Source organism: Enterococcus sp. DIV1368b, assembly GCF_050529595.1.
Classification (GTDB): Bacteria; Bacillota; Bacilli; order Lactobacillales; family Enterococcaceae; genus Enterococcus_B; species Enterococcus_B mundtii.
Genome location: NZ_CP172883.1, coordinates 1918169 through 1934404 on the forward strand (window position 1 = coordinate 1918169; position 16236 = coordinate 1934404).

Genomic DNA, 16236 nt, shown 5'->3' on the forward strand with positions numbered 1-16236 from the left:
GTTTATCTTTGCTTTGATTCCTTAATAGCTCGAACGACTGCTAAAACAGCAGGTATAGCAGATATAACTGCTAGAAAAATGCTTAATTTACCAGAATTTTTTCTTTTTTGCATAGCGATTCGCCCCCTTTCTTTTATTATAATGAAGTTTGCAAAATATCTCAAAGCAAGTGTTTGCTCAACGCTTTCAATTTTCACTATTTTGATTCCTGTTTTGCTATTATTTCAGTCATTTCAACCCAAAATATGACAATTTTGTTTGAACATTATCCCCCACTGTTCGTGAGTCCAAACCAAAAAAGAGATACACTGGGCTTAAAGAGGTGAATAATGATGGTCTATATTCAAACTGGTATATTTATTTTATTAATGATTGGATTATTGATGGGAATCTCAGAGAATTAATTTCAAGTAAACTAGCAACAGCTATCTTATAGCACATTGATTGCCCAAATTTTAGAATGGTGCTAAACTTAAGGTGTATTCGGAAGTTTTATGAAAAATTTCATGAATACACAAATACCAATGAAAGGAGAAATATCTATGACATTTACAAAAACAAGCATCAGCTATCGTGTAGCATTTGATAGTTCAACGAATCGCTTCATGGCAATCGATGCAATGAACGAACAACACATCGCTTATGGGATCACCATTGAGCAAGCAGTAAAAGCGTTACACGAATCTAACTAAGGAGTGTTCCCTTTTCATGTCAGCTGATAATTCTATAGAGAATTAAAAGACGTTTTTGGCTAAATGAGCCATAGAAACGTCTTTTTTGTTTGCTCCAAATAATAAGAATATCCTTGCAGTACTTTTTAAGAAAATCCTCTCGATCATTTTTTGTACTTCCCCTGCTCCTCTGAGAAATCACGCCATTTTTTCAAACGTACTTTAACAAAATCAGGTACAGGTATTCCTAGTTTCCTTAGATTTTCAATAACAGACAAGCCATAGATGGCAGAATACGAGAACACCAAAGCAATACCAATTGCTTCAAATCCTGTAATCTTTAGATAGGGATAAGCAATCATAACAATAAGGAAAATCAGTAAATATTTGATCACATCTTTCATCACAGAACGTTTAAATCGTTTCTTTTTCCCTGTTTTCAGACAGATACCGCTAATAAAATCAAGACATAGAATCAATACAAAAATCTGAAGGTACACATTATTTACAAGATTTCTAAACTCATTCAATACCACAGTATTCTCTACAATCATTTTGCTCACCCTCCACTTTATGAAATACCTAACCTTTGTTTATCCTTACCCATCGCAACCTGCTACTACATTGTTAATTACAATTCAATGTTCATCATCTTTGACACCAAATAACTTTTAAGCTATTATAAAGTCATTAGAAATAAAAAGAATACGCTTTATCTTAATCGTGAACGATTGAAAAAACTTTTTAAGTGACTGTATTCTTCACTTTTCGAACAATTGAATCAATCTATAAGCAAACTATAATAGCTTAAAAGCTAATTGTCAACTACAATAACTTTTATGCTATCCAAATATCAAGAAAGGTGGTTCCTTATGACACTCGTTGCGCGAATCAAACAATTAGCAGAAGAAAAAAACGTAACCTTTGCTGAAGTCGAACGTGCCGTAGGAATCTCTAATGGCCAGATCAGAAGATGGGATCGTGTTTCACCAAAGTCGGAAAATTTAAAAAAAGTTGCAGATTATTTTGGGGTAACAACTGATTTCTTATTGGGCAGCAACCAAGCGCCGAAATGGGCAAATAAAGATGATTTATTTGAGTTAGACAAAATGCTCAATTCAAATGTCAACATGGCGTATGGTGGAGAAACTTTGACAGAACAGGAAAAGCAACGTGTAAAAGATGTATTGACGGGACTTTTCTGGGAATTTCGAAAACGCGGCAAAGAGAAGTGAGCATATATGGAGATGGATATTATCAAACTAGTAAGCGAACTGAAGCGTACCTATGATACCGCCAATCCTTTTGTGATTGCTGAAAAATTAGGAATAGAAATCAGATATGTTTCTTTTCTCGATAATCCAAAAGGACAGTTTCAAGAACTATTAGGCTCCCCTATTATTTTATTGAACAACTCACTGAAAGAATCAGAAGAACGTTTTTACATTTGTGCCCATGAACTTGGACATGCTTTGTTCCATCGGGAAATATCTAGTTACTATGTGTCCTCTAGAAATTCAAGAAGCAAATCTGAAAGCGAAGCCAACTGCTTTGCTTCGAATTTGATCGTTTCCTTGTACAAAGAAGATACGGAAACTTACCCAAGAGAAGTGGAAGAGCTGACAAGACTTTATGGCCTTCCAGAGAGTTGTTATCGGTTTTTGATTTAATACAGAATAAGCTACAGGTCTTTTTTTCTAAAAGTCTTGTAGTTTTATATTTTTTTCTATAAAAGTCAAAATAATAAATTTTAGAAAAAGTAAAATTCGATATAATATGACTAGCTTCGTAGGGACAAATCATTTTTATTAAAAACAGTAAGCGATTTGCTTACTGTTTTTTTTCTTCATCACCGATTCTGCTTTTTTCTTTCATCAACAAAAAATATGCTACAATATCTTTATAAAATTTCAGGAGAATGTACTATGAATTTTCATCCTCAAAAAAGTATCATGCATAAATTGATTCAGTTACAAAAGCAAGATCATTCCATCGTTGCTGCTGTTGTAGACAACAAAAATATGATTGTATCCATCGGAAAAACTACTGTCTTAGATGATCATGATCCCACTTCTCATGCTGAAGTAAACGCCGTCAGAAGTGCCTGTGAGCAATTAAAAACACATATATTACCTGAGGGATATTGGTTATATAGCACTTTTGAACCATGTCCTTTGTGTAGCTCGGTGATTATTTGGGCGGGTATAGATGGAGTTGTCTATTCGAATAATCCAACTTACCGAGGTAAAGAAGAAAACTGGTCTTTCATTTCTTGCGAAGAGGTTCTTAAAAAAGGCTCTTACATTCACGATGTTTCATTGATCAAAGACTTTATGATTGATGATATTAAAGATTATTTTACTTAACTATTGTAGTTTAATAAATAGTTAAGTAAAATTTCGTCTCGGATTTATTCGTTTTGAATCTAAAAAAATAATAAAATCTTATGACAATTTTTTATTATACTTTTCCTATTAAATTCTTTTCTATCACCTGCACCAACTGTCTAAATCAATCATTTTCCTTATAGTTAGCCCCTTTTAGCCAGATGGACTATCTATTTGCCAAGATCAAGTACTTCATATAGTTTTCCTCTTCTGACTTTTTTAATAACAAAAAAACCATCTCACAAGGAGATGGTTCAAATTCGTCTATTGAATTATTTATTGATATTTACTGCTTGTGGTCCACGTTGACCATCTTCAATATCAAAAGTAACTGCTTGACCTTCATCTAAAGTCTTAAAGCCTTCACCTTGGATAGCTGAAAAATGTGCAAACACATCTTGTCCATCTTCACCAGTGATAAATCCAAAACCTTTGTCTGAGTTAAACCATTTTACTGTACCGTTATTCATATATATTTCCTCCTATTACGTAGTTCATACGTGTTTTGTTGCAATTAACATTACTTGGTAAAAGGAGTTTTTATAGTGTGAATATATCGCTCAGATTACGTTTCAAATTAGATTACTTATTTAATATACCATGTATTACCTAAGAATACAAACATTTACGCTTATTCTTTTGATTCATCATTCTAGTAGCATAAATTTGTACCATTCACATTTTTATTTTGTCAATGTGTACTCAATACCATGGATCGTAATATTTTTGATAGTATCAGGCCATCCTTTGCTCTGCCATTTCTCTTCATTTGCCTGTTTTTCGATTTGATCAGCACCTTGGTTATAAAACTTCAGTTGGTTTTTATTATACCAAGGATCTTTATGTGGATTTGGACTTAATTGGTAGCGATATTTCCCTGGGTTGATTTCATATCCTCTGTTCGTACCACCAAATGACGCTTCTCTCCATTTATACTGTTTTCCTTCTATTCTCATGGTACACCCTAGAAGGTAAGTGCCACTTTGTTCCTTTGCTGCCACATCTTTACTATTCCAAAACATACTCCCACTTAATAACACAGTTATACCTAAAACAATCACTAAAATTCTCTTCATGAAAAAATTCTCCTATCAGTATTTTTGAATTCGCTTAATCTTACAAATAATATGTGAAAAACATATTGAATTTCCCATGATTTTTACTAAGAATGAGCTTACGAAAACGACAAATCAATGTTCAATAAATACGAACAAAGATGTCTGCATACTTGTTTTACTTATTCAAATAACTGATTAATCGCTTAGTATGAACCGACCCTATTCATTCGGATCTTTCATTCATCAAATTTTTTTCTAATATCCGCATCAATCGTCCAAACCGATCATTTTCCTTAGCTACTTCCTGATAACCCCATTTTTCATATAACCCTTCATGTTGAGTTGTTATATATACACTGCCGAAACCAATTTCCTTTAGTTTATTTTCACCTGTTGCAACTAATTTTTGGCTGATATGCTTCCCTCGATATTCTGGCGCGACAAAAACAGTGGCAATGTTAGGCGTGTAGTCCTTCGTATCAATAATGTCTTTTTTTACAAGAGTACAGAATCCTACAACAGGATTTCCATCTTTTGCAATAATCACGGATTCCCAATCTGTAAATTCTTGTTTTTCCATTTTTTCTGCTATATACTTTGCTGCTTTCCATTCAAATTGACGAATAGAATGAGCTACTGAAAGCCAATCAGAATGTTCTTGGGTTATAATGACGTATTCCATATACTTTTCCTCTTTTCTAATTACTTTAAGAGCATTTGATTCTCTGGTTTTACGCATATTAAAAATAGCTGTATGTTTCAAAAACTTAATAAAGTGACAGAATAGTTATTCCTTTTTGTTCGATCTATTCTCTAATGGCCAGAAGAATCATCTATTATTCTTTGAATTTTATGAATGATACAAAATTCATGTATTCCTTATCAACTACTTATGGTGATTCTTGCTATCTCTACCTACTGATCATTAAATAATAGTTTACTTAATTTTTCAAATGTTTCCAAAATTTTCGTATCTATTCCTAATAACAAAAAAAACCATCTCACAAGGAGATGGTTCAAATTCGTCTATTGAATTATTTATTGATATTTACTGCTTGTGGTCCACGTTGACCATCTTCGATATCAAAAGTAACTGCTTGACCTTCATCTAAAGTCTTAAAGCCTTCACCTTGGATAGCTGAAAAATGTGCAAACACATCTTGTCCATCTTCACCAGTGATAAATCCAAAACCTTTGTCTGAGTTAAACCATTTTACTGTACCGTTATTCATATATATTTCCTCCTATTACGTATATCATACGTGTTTTGTTGCAATTAATATTACTTGGTAAAAGGAGTTTTTATAGTGTGAATATATCGCTCAGATTACGTTTCAAATTAGATTACTTATATAATATAGCATGTATTACCTAAGAACACAAATATTAACACTTGCTAACTGTAATTAGTGCTTATAATACCTGTCTCAAGTCTAAAAATTAAATGTAAGTTATTATTACTATGCTTATATCTTATTATGAATATTTTTTCCTATGAATAATCCCCTTAGTAAATCAAACTTTTTTTATACCGATAACTATAACAACCCAATTCAAGATTATTAAGTTCATAACGCTAATTTGGATGTTGAATCTTTTTACAATATGCATATATGAAGTGTACGATAAATAAATAAATAATCTATATGGAGAAAATACAATGAAAAAAATTATTTTTATTGGTATGCTAAATAGTCTTTTTTTACTTGCTGCTTGTGAGACAACTACTTCAAAAAGTACACAGTCAGATACACAATCTAAAAGTTCAATGAGCAGCACTGAAATAACTACAGCTTATAAAGAGATTTCGTCGGAAGAAAATTTATCTACTTTTCAAAGTTCACAAATTCAAGAGGCTACAAATTCTACTCCAACATCTGAGATAACAACGGAATCAACGGATGCTTCTTTGCCCCTTGTAGGTAATGCAATAACCTCTCAGGAACAAGCAATGGAAGTACTTATCAGAAATTCTTCTGAATTACAAAATGAAGATATTGTGGTTACTTTCTATAAAATGGTTGAATCAGATTATTTATTCAATGCACAAAGTAAATCAATTCTTAAACAAGGGGGCTCAGGAACTGTAGGTTTTTATCGAGTTTCTAAACAAGGAATGATCACAATAACTGATGCATTTGGAAACGCAGTTTAATAATTTAACAAAAAAATCAAGGAGACTTCTTTTGTCAATAAATCTTGATAAAACTACACTACCTCCATAAATACATTTCTTCACTCCATAAATACTAGGTCATAAAGAAGTATCTACCCACCCAGATGTATGCTCACGTCTCTCCTCTTGTCAAAGAACGTGCTGTAAGTAAATTGGATGTTTTTTAAAAAAATCAAGATAAAAAAAGCAACTGGTCAAGTGGTCCAATTTACATCAAAAAAAGACAGCCAATAATCGGCTGTCTTTTCTACGTGTAGTACCATTTGTAGTACCACTAATAAAATGGGGCTACATGTTTTTTAGTTTTAGTTACTAAGAATCTTCTCTAAACCCTATCTTATAGGCGTTCGTTCAATTCTTTCGCAAGGTCTTCAAACCCTGGTTTGCCTAGTAGAGCAAACATGTTTTTCTTGTAAGCTTCTACTCCTGGTTGGTCGAATGGGTTGATACCATTCAAGTAACCTGAAATGCCGACAGCAATTTCAAAGAAGTACATTGTGTAACCTAATGTGTAAGCATCCATTGTAGGGATTTTAACTAATAGGTTTGGTACATCACCGTCTGTATGAGCTAATAATGTACCTTCAAAAGCTTTTGTATTTACAAAGTCGATTTCTTTTCCTTGTAAATAACCAAGTCCGTCCAAGTCTTCTGCTTGTTCTGGAATCGTAATCGATTTACGTGGTTTTTCAACTTTTACGATTGTTTCGAAGATATTGCGACGTCCTTCTTGGATGTATTGTCCAAGTGAGTGCAAGTCTGTTGAGAAGTTTGCACTTGAAGGGTAGATTCCTTTTTGATCTTTACCTTCTGATTCGCCGAATAATTGTTTCCACCACTCAGAGAAGTATTGCATTCCTGGTTCGTAGTTGATCAATAATTCAGTAACTTTGCCTTTACGGTAAAGAATATTACGCATTGCTGCATATTGGTAAGCTTCGTTTTCTTCAAGTTTGTCGCTTGAATAAGCTTTGCTTGCATCGGCAGCACCTTGCATCAAGGCATCGATATCTGCTCCGCTTGCGGCGATCGGTAATAAACCAACTGCTGTCAATACAGAGAAACGTCCACCGACGTCATCAGGAATCACAAATGTTTCCCATCCTTCTGCGTCTGCTTCTACTTTAACAGCCCCTTTTGCTTTGTCTGTTGTAGCGTAGATACGTTTGTTTGCTTCTTCTTGACCATATTTTTTAACAAGTAATTCTTTGAATACACGGAATGCAATGGCTGGCTCAGTCGTTGTTCCTGATTTTGAAATGACATTTACTGAGAAGTCACGGTCGCCGATCACTTCGATCAAGTCAGCAAGATAAGTTGAGCTGATTGAGTTTCCAGCGAAGAAAATTTGTGGTGTTTGGCGTTTGTCGCTTCCCAACAAGTTGTAGAAGGTATGTTGTAAGAAATCGATTGCTGCACGAGCGCCTAAATAAGAACCACCGATACCGATGACCACAAGGACTTCAGAATCAGATTGGATTTTCTTAGCAGCAGCTTTGATACGATCAAATTCTTCTTTGTCGTAGTTCGTAGGTAGGTCGATCCATCCTCGGAAATCGCTGCCTGCGCCAGTTCCTTCTCGTAATAATTTGTCTGCAGCAGTAACTTGACTCTGCATATAGCCTAACTCATGTTCATTGACAAATGGTGCAACTTTTGAATAGTCAAAATGAATGTGTGCCATTTTTGTTCCTCCTTAAAAGTTTCAATCTACAGATATACTTTACGTTTTTTTTTATTATTTTTCAAGCAAATATGCGAGAAGCTTCTAATATTTGCAAGAAACTTCCATTTTTTAGACTAAACCTTGCATAGCCATTACTTTTGCGACTTTTTCAAAACCTGCCACATTGGCACCAAGCAAAAGATTTTTTTCGTTGCCAAATTCTTTGGCAGTTTGACGACACGTTTGATAGATCGTCGCCATGATCTCGTCGAGTTGTGCATCGACTTGGCTGCTTTCCCACACCAAGCGTTGTGAATTTTGGCTCATTTCTAGCGCAGATACAGCTACACCACCAGCATTGGCAGCTTTTCCTGGACAATACCAGATGTCTGCTTTTTCATAGACTGAAACAGCATCTAATGTGGATGGCATGTTCGCACCTTCTGCGACGATCTTCACGCCATTTTCTACAAGGATCTCTGCCAATTGTCCGTCGATTTCATTTTGTGTTGCACAAGGTAAAGCAATGTCAGCCGCTTGTTTCAATGTCCAAACCGATTCATTTGCGTGGTATTCAGCCGATGAGCGTTCTTTGGCGTATTCTGTTAAACGGGCTCTTTTGACTTCTTTTAATTCTTTTAATAGATCAAGATCGATACCATCTGGGTCATAGATATAGCCACCTGAATCAGAACAAGTTACGACTTTCCCACCTAGTTCATGGACTTTTTCGATTGCATAGATTGCCACATTCCCACTACCTGAGACCATCACTGTTTTGCCAGCAAATGAATCTTGTTCTTCGTTCAATAGATGTTTCACATAATAAACTAAGCCATAACCTGTTGCTTCTGTGCGGATCTTACTTCCCCAGAAATCTAAAGGTTTACCTGTCAAAACACCTGCATCATATTGTTTCAATCGTTTATAGGCACCATACATATAGCCGATCTCACGAGCACCTACACCGATGTCGCCTGCCGGTACATCAATTGAAGGTCCGATATGTTTTGCCAGTTCCAACATGAAACTTTGACAAAAGCGCATGATTTCATTATCCGATTTTCCTTTTGGATCAAAATCACTTCCGCCTTTACCGCCACCGATTGGTAGGCCTGTCAGGCTGTTCTTGAAAATTTGTTCAAATGCTAAGAATTTTAAAATACTCAAATTGACACTTGGATGAAAACGTAAGCCACCTTTATATGGTCCGATGGCTGAATTGTATTGGATTCGGTACCCACGATTCACTTGCCAGTTTCCTTGATCATCTTGCCAAGGAACACGGAATTGGATCACTCGTTCTGGTTCAACTAAAATCCCTAGAATATTTTTTTCAATGTATTCTGGATTTTTTTCTAAAAATTGGATGACCGTAGGCATAAATTCATCGACCGCTTGCAGAAACTCGATTTGGCCGTCATCTTTTTGGTGAAGTTTTTCTTGTATCGCTTGTACGTATTCTTTTGCATTTGACATAGGTTCACGCTCCTTTATTCATCTGACTTTATTTTAGCTTATTTCAATCATAGGTCAAAACATTTTCTGCGAATCGTCTTCAAATATGCTACACTCTCTGTGAGGTGAGAAAATGGAAAAAACTTATGACGTGATTGTTGTTGGCGCAGGAACAAGTGGCATGATGGCTGCAATCAGTGCAGCCGAGTATGGTGCCAATGTCTTGTTAATCGAAAAAAATAAAAAAGCAGGAAAAAAATTATTGATGACTGGTGGCGGTCGATGTAATGTCACAAATAATCGCCCTGTTGATGATTTGATTGCGCATATCCCAGGAAATGGTAAATTTTTATATAGTACGTTTTCTCAATACAACAATTTTGACATCATGGAATTCTTTGAATCACAAGGAGTTCACTTAAAAGAAGAAGATCACGGACGGATGTTTCCAGTGACAAATAAATCAAAAACGATCATTGAAGCGCTGGTTCATCGTCTGAATGAATTGAACGTCACGATGTTTTTTGGCGAACGTGTAGAAAAATTGATCCATAAGGACAACCAAATCTATGGTGTGCGTACTGAATTTGATGAATTTAAAGCAAAATGCGTCATTTTGACGACTGGTGGACGCACGTATCCTTCTACAGGTGCAACAGGTGATGGGTATAAATTGGTCAAAAAAGTAGGCCACACGATCACACCACTTTATGCAACAGAGTCTCCTTTGATTTCTGAGGAGTCATTTATTGCGGATAAAGTGTTGCAAGGTCTTTCTTTACAAGATATTACGTTACGTGTCTTGAACCAAAAAGGAAAAGTGATCACGGAGCACACGATGGATCTTTTATTTACCCATTTTGGGATCTCTGGACCAGCAGCTTTAAGGTGTTCCAGTTTCATCAACACTGAGCTACAAAAAACGCAGGCACCTGTAACTGTTTCTTTAGATTGCTTCCCGACGAAGTCAGTCGAAGAACTGATACGAGAGTTAGTGGAACTAAGTAAAGAATCGAAAAAGAATTTGATCAATGCGTGGCGTGGTTTTCTACCTGAACGTCTACTCCAATTTTATCTTGAACGGCTAGAAATGACCGAACTAACTGGTAGCCAAACATCTGAAAAACAAATCCAAGAATTTGCTGAATTATGTAAAAACTTTGAGCTATTGATCCATAAGACATTTCCCATCGAGAAATCTTTTGTTACTGGTGGTGGCGTTTCATTAAAAGAAGTCAATCCAAAAACCATGGAAAGCAAAGTATTGAACGGACTGTTTTTTGGCGGTGAATTACTTGATGTAAATGGGTATACAGGTGGCTTTAATATCACGGCAGCTTTTGCTACGGGACGTGTTTCAGGAATGCACGCAGCGATGCAAAGTCAATGGTAAGAGAAAAAAAGCAAAACATTGCTTGAATGAAACATCCATGAAAGGCAACGCGTGTCGTTCGCCTTTCATGGATCGATCTTTCAGCATTTGTTTTGCTTTTTGTTTGTGGTTTTTAAATTTTGATATCGACAAATGTTGCATTGGTCAACTCAGCGATTGCTTCTGGAGCAAGTTCCATTTGAAGTCCGCGTTTTCCAGCAGAGATAATGATCTGGTCATATTCTTTTGCCTGTTCTTCAATAAATGTTGGGAATAATTTTTTCATACCAATTGGCGAACAGCCACCTCGAATATATCCGGTCGTTTTTTCCAAGTCCTTGAGATGGAGCATTTCTACTTTTTTATTGCCGGAGACTTTTGCTAGTTTTTTTAAATCAAGTTCAGTGCTTCCTGGGATAACGGCAACGATCGGACCTGTGTTATTCCCCACTGCTACTAATGTTTTAAAAATTCGTGATTCACTTCCTGGCAACTGAGCAGCAACGGATGAGGCACTGATATGTGCTTCATCCCAAGCATATTCATGTTCTGTATAAGCAATCTTTTTTTGTTCTACCATACGGATAGCATTAGTTTTTACTGGTTTCTTCTTTGCCAAAATCTTCACCTTCGTCTAGCTTAATTTTCATTGAGTAAACTAATGATTTGTTTTAATTCTTTAACTGGTAATTGTCCAGGTGCAGAAGCTCGTGTCGCATCTAACGCACCGAAAGTGATGGCTGAACCTGTCACGTTGCCTGCTAGTCGAGAGACCATGCCAAGCTCACCCATTGACATAGTGACTAGAGGCATTGACACAAACGCATGAGCGCGACGAGTCAATTCCATCATCCGCAAAACATCACGTTCATTATTTGGCATCACAGCAATTTTGCCAATACTTGCACCAAAATGTTCCATCATATTCAAACGATACAGCAAGACCGGATCTGCTGGTGTTTCTTTAAAATCGTGACTACTGATGACCAGTGGGATCTGGCGGCGGTGGATATCATGGAGCAGATCCTTTTCCATACTTTCGATTTTGAACAACTCAATATCTAGCATTTCCACTAATTCTGTGTCGATCAAAAATTTATACAGATCGTGGTAGTCTTTGATTGAAATATCTTGCGTTCCACCTTCTTCTAAGGTTCGAAAAGTCAAAAGCAATGGTAGTCTTTCTAACATTTCATAGATCAGTACTAACGTTTCCTTTAGTTGTTCTTTGTTGAAGACATCATGATAACAATCAAGACGCCATTCAGCTAAATCAGCACCGGCTTCCCTCGCTAGGATTGCTTCTCTCAGAAGTTCTTCGCGAGTTGTACCTGTCAAGGGCGCACAGACTTTTGGACGTCCAGTACCAAATCTTACTCCTTTTACTTGAAACATTGACTTCACGCCCTCTCTATTTTTTTATTTCATAAACAAATACCTTTAAATAATTTCCTTCTGGGAAAGAATCAATGGTTTGAAAATCATCAGGCAAACGATAAACACCGCTGATTTGGTACTCATACTCAGCAGAGATTAGTTCATCTTCGATCATTGCTTGAAATTGATCAATCGACACATTGGCTGCATTTGTTGAGGCAATCAGGATTCCTTCATCGGCTAAGATCGACAAGCTATCTTTCACCATTTCACCATAATTTTTGGCTACACGAAAGACTTTTTTCTTGTTCCGAGCAAAACTTGGAGGGTCCAAAACGATTACATCATAAGAGAAACCTTTACGTTGTGCATATTTAAAGTATTCAAAAACATCCATGACGATGATTTTATGGGCATCAGGTGTCAACCCGTTGACCTCAAATTGTTCACGGGTTTTTTTCAAACTTCGTTTTGCTAGATCGACACTTGTCGTTTCTGTTGCCCCACCCATAGCAGCAGCTACAGAAAAAGCACCGGTATAGCTAAACATATTCAGTACTGATTTCCCTAAAGCTAAGCCATCGATCAATGCTCCTCTGACTTCTTTTTGGTCAAGGAAAATTCCTGTCATTAGACCTTCATTCAAATAAGTGGCATAAGTCACTCCATTTTCTTGGACAAGTAGTGGTTCTTTGGCCTCTTCTCCAGTCACATGCTGGCTCTCCGGTAATCGTGTTGTTTCAAAGCGAATTTTTTCGTAGATTCCGACAATTTCAGGATAAGCAGCTTGAAAAGCTTTTAATAAAACTTCACGAGCCATATATAAGGTTTCATTGTACCAAGAAAAGACAGCAAAGTTATCGTAGTAGTCAATGATCAAACCACCGATCCCATCTCCTTCTCCATTGAACAAACGAAAAGCTGTTGTCTGCTCATCATTAAAATAGCTTGTCCTTTTTTCTTTAGCTGTCAGAAATTTTAGTTCAAAAAATGATTGATCAAATGGTTCATCTTTTTGGCTGAGTACCCAACCAATCCCTTTGTTTTGTTTTCCTAAATAGCCTTTTCCTAAAAATTTTCCTTGCTGATCAATTAATTCTACCCATTCTGTCGTTTTTTTCATTTGGACTAGATCTTCTTCTTGGATCAATGGATAGCCTTTTAAAAATTTCTTGACTGCTCTTTTTTTTATTGTTAGTTTCATTGGCTCACCTGCTTTTTCATTCTCCCTTTTAGTATAACAAAAAACACGCTTCTTGTCTTAGAGATTCCTTGTCTTGTAGGTAGTTTTCCTTAGAAAAAAGCTAAAATAAAAACTCCTTATCTCCCACTAAAACTAAATACACAGTGTTCCGAAAGTAGCTCCTTCAGAAAACATTTTGAAAAAACGACAATTTGAAGAAGGATTTCCGATTTTTCATCATGATTTTTCAGTGCTGAGCACTTCTGTCTCCCTCTTCATGTGTAGATTTTTGTACAAAACTTAGCGATCTTAAAGAAAATCTTAATCTATCAAGCTTGATTTGTACTTTCAATTGACACTATTTTGGTCTACTAGTAAAATGGTTAGGAGTATGTGAGTCGTGAGTATGTTTCATGTCACTCTTTTTTTATGTAAGAGTGCAGAAAGGAAGATTAATTTGAAAATAAAAACACCCGCTTTTTTAAATAAAAGGCTCGGATTTTTTTCTTTACTAGCAGTTTTGTTATGGGTCAAAACGATTGCTACTTATCTATTTGATTTCCATTTAGGGATTGAAAGTGGCATCCAATATTTTATCTTGTTCATCAACCCAATCGCAACGACTATCCTTCTTTTAGGGATTGCCCTATATGTTAGACGAACGAAAGCAGCGTATATCACGATGCTAGTCATCTATTTCTTGTTGACCTTGCTCTTATTTTCTAACATCATCTATTATCGTGAGTTCACTGATTTTATTACGATCAACGCGATCCTAGGCGCCGGAAAAGTCGCAAGTGGTTTAGGCGAAAGTGCCTTACGTTTATTCCGTCCTTATGATGTCCTTTATTGGATCGATATCATTTTGATCGTCGGACTTTTAGCAACGAAAAAAATCAAAATGGACACACGTCCTGTACGCGCTCGAATGGCGTTTGCTTTTACTACTTTAGCAGTGATGATCTTTTCAGGAAATCTCTTTTTAGCTGAAGCAGATCGTCCAGAGTTATTGACACGTACCTTCTCTCGTGATTATTTAGTTAAATATCTTGGACTGAACGCGTTCATGGTGTACGACGGTATCCAAACCTACCAAACAAACCAAGTACGAGCTGAAGCAAGTCCAAATGATATGAAAGAAGTAGCGACTTACGTCAAAGAACATTATGCTCAACCAAACCAAGATCTCTACGGATTAGCTGAAGGTAAGAATGTCATCTACATCCATTTAGAAAGCCTACAACAATTTGTGATCGATTATAAACTGAAAGACGAAAATGGCGTAGAACATGAAGTAACGCCTTTCTTGAATAGTTTGTTCCACAGTAATGAAACATTTAGTTTTGACAACTTCTTCCATCAAGTAAAAGCTGGTAAAACAAGTGATGCAGAAACATTGATGGAAAATTCATTATTCGGGTTGAACCAAGGGTCCCTATTTACTCAACTTGGTGGTAAAAATACTTTCCAAGCGGCACCAAATATTTTAAAACAAACAAAAGGGTACACCAGTGCAGCATTCCATGGTAATGCTGGTACATTCTGGAACCGTAACGAAACTTATAAGAGTTTTGGGTATGATTACTTCTTTGATGCTTCATACTATGACGTGAATGACGATAACTCATTCCAATACGGTTTACATGACAAACCTTTCTTTGAACAATCCGTCCAATATTTAGAACGGATGCAACAACCTTTCTATTCAAAATTCATTGCTGTATCGAATCACTTCCCTTATTCAAAATTCACGAATGAGGAAGCTGGATTCCCGGTAGCAAATACGAACGATGAAACAATCAATGGTTATTTTGCGACAGCTAACTATTTAGACACAGCAGTAGAAGAATTCTTCAACTATTTAAAAGCAAGTGGCTTGTATGAAAACTCAGTCATCGTCTTATACGGTGACCACTATGGGATCTCTAATACAAGAAACAGATCTTTAGCTGAATTAGTTGGTAAAACAAGTTCGACCTGGACAAATTTTGACAATGCAGCGATGCAACGCGTGCCATATATGATCCATATCCCTGGACAAACAAAAGGCGGAATCAATCATACGTATGGTGGCCAAGTCGATGCTTTACCAACATTGCTTCATTTGTTAGGTGTTGATTCAAAAAATTATATCCAATTAGGACAAGATCTCTTCTCACCTGATAATAACCAGTTAGTTGCTTTCCGTGATGGTGACTTTGTTTCACCTAAGTACACCTATTATGGTGGAGCTGTCTACGATACCCAAACAGGTGAAGTCCTATCCGATATGACTGAAGAACAACAAGCAGAAGTTACTGCCTTACGTGAAGCAGTCAGCAAGCAACTCGCTGTTTCAGACCAGATCAATAATGGCGATCTACTTCGTTTCTATACAGAAAGTGGTTTAGAACCACTTGATACTTCTAAGTTTGATTACAAAAATGGCTTGCAACATCTAAATGATGCCGAGCGTTCACTTGGTGACAAATCAACAAGCGTCTTCAGTGAGAACAACAATCAAACGACACAAAATCTTTACGAAACAAAAACCTTCCAAGATATCCATGGTATTCCTACCGAGGAACCTACGGATAGTGAAGATTCAGTGGAAAACAACGAATGAACAACGTGACAACAAGTAGCTAATGTCATCACTCAACAAACAGCACTCGAGGAAATCCTTTCTTCGAGTGTTTTTTTGATTTAAAAACTAGATATAAATAGATTTGCTTATTCCTACTCAGTGATTTTTTTCTTACCAGCATCTTACCAGCAATATTGAAGGAGCAAAGAGATGCTACTAACCATATTCGATACACCTCTGTCTTCTCATACATACTCTAAGTCTGAAACGATTAAAATTCCAGATAAATCATTTCATTCTTGCGACTCATTGCTCGTTCATT

General features: G+C 36.3%; 18 protein-coding genes. 7 read left to right on the top strand and 11 right to left on the bottom strand.

All coding sequences use genetic code 11. The annotated features are described in order from the left end of the window. Nucleotides 1-2: 2 nt before the first annotated feature. Entirely contained in the window at nt 3-197 is a 195-nt protein-coding gene (locus IGJ19_RS08790; RefSeq protein WP_034687708.1) for a hypothetical protein, read from the bottom strand. Between the two features lie 345 nt (nt 198-542). Between IGJ19_RS08790 and IGJ19_RS08795 the strand changes: the two genes are divergently transcribed. Next, nucleotides 543-692, top strand: a complete 150-nt coding sequence (locus IGJ19_RS08795; RefSeq protein WP_010735118.1) for a hypothetical protein — start codon at nt 543-545, stop codon at nt 690-692. Nucleotides 693-835: 143 nt separating this feature from the next. Here the strand turns inward: IGJ19_RS08795 and IGJ19_RS08800 are convergent, their stop codons facing one another. After that, on the bottom strand, nt 836-1225 hold the full coding sequence (locus IGJ19_RS08800) for a phage holin family protein (protein ID WP_430603713.1): 390 nt from the start codon (nt 1223-1225) through the stop codon (nt 836-838). A gap of 318 nt (nt 1226-1543) precedes the next feature. Between IGJ19_RS08800 and IGJ19_RS08805 the strand changes: the two genes are divergently transcribed. The 3 genes from IGJ19_RS08805 (at nt 1544) to IGJ19_RS08815 (ending at nt 3037) form a co-directional block, all read left to right on the top strand. Then, nucleotides 1544-1906 carry a helix-turn-helix domain-containing protein gene (locus IGJ19_RS08805; RefSeq protein WP_071866811.1) on the top strand — a complete coding sequence of 121 codons (363 nt, stop codon included), beginning with the start codon at nt 1544-1546 and terminating at the stop codon, nt 1904-1906. A 6-nt stretch (nt 1907-1912) separates the two neighbouring features. Further along, complete coding sequence (locus tag IGJ19_RS08810) at nt 1913-2341, top strand: ImmA/IrrE family metallo-endopeptidase (RefSeq protein WP_019722947.1); 429 nt, start codon at nt 1913-1915, stop codon at nt 2339-2341. A gap of 255 nt (nt 2342-2596) precedes the next feature. Then, entirely contained in the window at nt 2597-3037 is a 441-nt protein-coding gene (locus IGJ19_RS08815) for a nucleoside deaminase (RefSeq protein WP_430603716.1), read from the top strand. A 293-nt stretch (nt 3038-3330) separates the two neighbouring features. On the opposite strand, the gene IGJ19_RS08820 is transcribed toward IGJ19_RS08815, so the two are convergent. The 4 genes from IGJ19_RS08820 to IGJ19_RS08835 form a co-directional block, all read right to left on the bottom strand. Continuing rightward, nucleotides 3331-3528 carry a cold-shock protein gene (locus IGJ19_RS08820; RefSeq protein ID WP_019722950.1) on the bottom strand — a complete coding sequence of 66 codons (198 nt, stop codon included), beginning with the start codon at nt 3526-3528 and terminating at the stop codon, nt 3331-3333. A gap of 213 nt (nt 3529-3741) precedes the next feature. Continuing rightward, nucleotides 3742-4134 (bottom strand): hypothetical protein, encoded by a 393-nt coding sequence (locus IGJ19_RS08825; RefSeq protein WP_071868102.1) that lies wholly within the window; start codon nt 4132-4134, stop codon nt 3742-3744. Between the two features lie 205 nt (nt 4135-4339). Continuing rightward, nucleotides 4340-4798: a GNAT family N-acetyltransferase gene (locus IGJ19_RS08830; RefSeq protein WP_065096898.1), complete on the bottom strand. Its 459-nt coding sequence runs from the start codon at nt 4796-4798 to the stop codon at nt 4340-4342. Between the two features lie 352 nt (nt 4799-5150). Next, a complete protein-coding gene (locus IGJ19_RS08835; protein ID WP_019722950.1) occupies nt 5151-5348 on the bottom strand; it encodes a cold-shock protein in 198 nt (65 codons plus the stop codon). Nucleotides 5349-5776: 428 nt separating this feature from the next. Between IGJ19_RS08835 and IGJ19_RS08840 the strand changes: the two genes are divergently transcribed. Continuing rightward, nucleotides 5777-6271 (top strand): hypothetical protein, encoded by a 495-nt coding sequence (locus tag IGJ19_RS08840; RefSeq protein WP_430603718.1) that lies wholly within the window; start codon nt 5777-5779, stop codon nt 6269-6271. A 358-nt stretch (nt 6272-6629) separates the two neighbouring features. On the opposite strand, the gene IGJ19_RS08845 is transcribed toward IGJ19_RS08840, so the two are convergent. Both IGJ19_RS08845 and gdhA read right to left on the bottom strand, forming a co-directional pair. Further along, the gene (locus IGJ19_RS08845; protein ID WP_074800827.1) at nt 6630-7976 is read right to left on the bottom strand and encodes a glucose-6-phosphate isomerase; all 1347 of its coding nucleotides are present in this window, start codon (nt 7974-7976) and stop codon (nt 6630-6632) included. A 111-nt stretch (nt 7977-8087) separates the two neighbouring features. Further along, on the bottom strand, nt 8088-9437 hold the full coding sequence (gene gdhA, locus IGJ19_RS08850; RefSeq protein ID WP_430603720.1) for an NADP-specific glutamate dehydrogenase: 1350 nt from the start codon (nt 9435-9437) through the stop codon (nt 8088-8090). A gap of 112 nt (nt 9438-9549) precedes the next feature. On the opposite strand from gdhA, the gene IGJ19_RS08855 reads away from it, so the two are divergent. Beyond that, nucleotides 9550-10809: an NAD(P)/FAD-dependent oxidoreductase gene (locus IGJ19_RS08855; RefSeq protein ID WP_071866814.1), complete on the top strand. Its 1260-nt coding sequence runs from the start codon at nt 9550-9552 to the stop codon at nt 10807-10809. 112 nt (nt 10810-10921) lie between these two features. Here IGJ19_RS08855 and ybaK read toward each other — a convergent pair whose 3' ends face one another. From ybaK to IGJ19_RS08870, 3 genes are read right to left on the bottom strand one after another with little or no spacing between them, the layout of a single operon-like run. Next, on the bottom strand, nt 10922-11407 hold the full coding sequence (ybaK, locus tag IGJ19_RS08860) for a Cys-tRNA(Pro) deacylase (protein ID WP_010735105.1): 486 nt from the start codon (nt 11405-11407) through the stop codon (nt 10922-10924). A 20-nt stretch (nt 11408-11427) separates the two neighbouring features. Beyond that, on the bottom strand, nt 11428-12183 hold the full coding sequence (gene aroD / locus IGJ19_RS08865) for a type I 3-dehydroquinate dehydratase (protein WP_071866815.1): 756 nt from the start codon (nt 12181-12183) through the stop codon (nt 11428-11430). A gap of 16 nt (nt 12184-12199) precedes the next feature. Then, a complete protein-coding gene (locus IGJ19_RS08870) occupies nt 12200-13369 on the bottom strand; it encodes a class I SAM-dependent rRNA methyltransferase (RefSeq protein WP_430603722.1) in 1170 nt (389 codons plus the stop codon). Between the two features lie 385 nt (nt 13370-13754). On the opposite strand from IGJ19_RS08870, the gene IGJ19_RS08875 reads away from it, so the two are divergent. After that, nucleotides 13755-15953: an LTA synthase family protein gene (locus tag IGJ19_RS08875; protein ID WP_373865792.1), complete on the top strand. Its 2199-nt coding sequence runs from the start codon at nt 13755-13757 to the stop codon at nt 15951-15953. Nucleotides 15954-16236 lie beyond the last annotated feature (283 nt).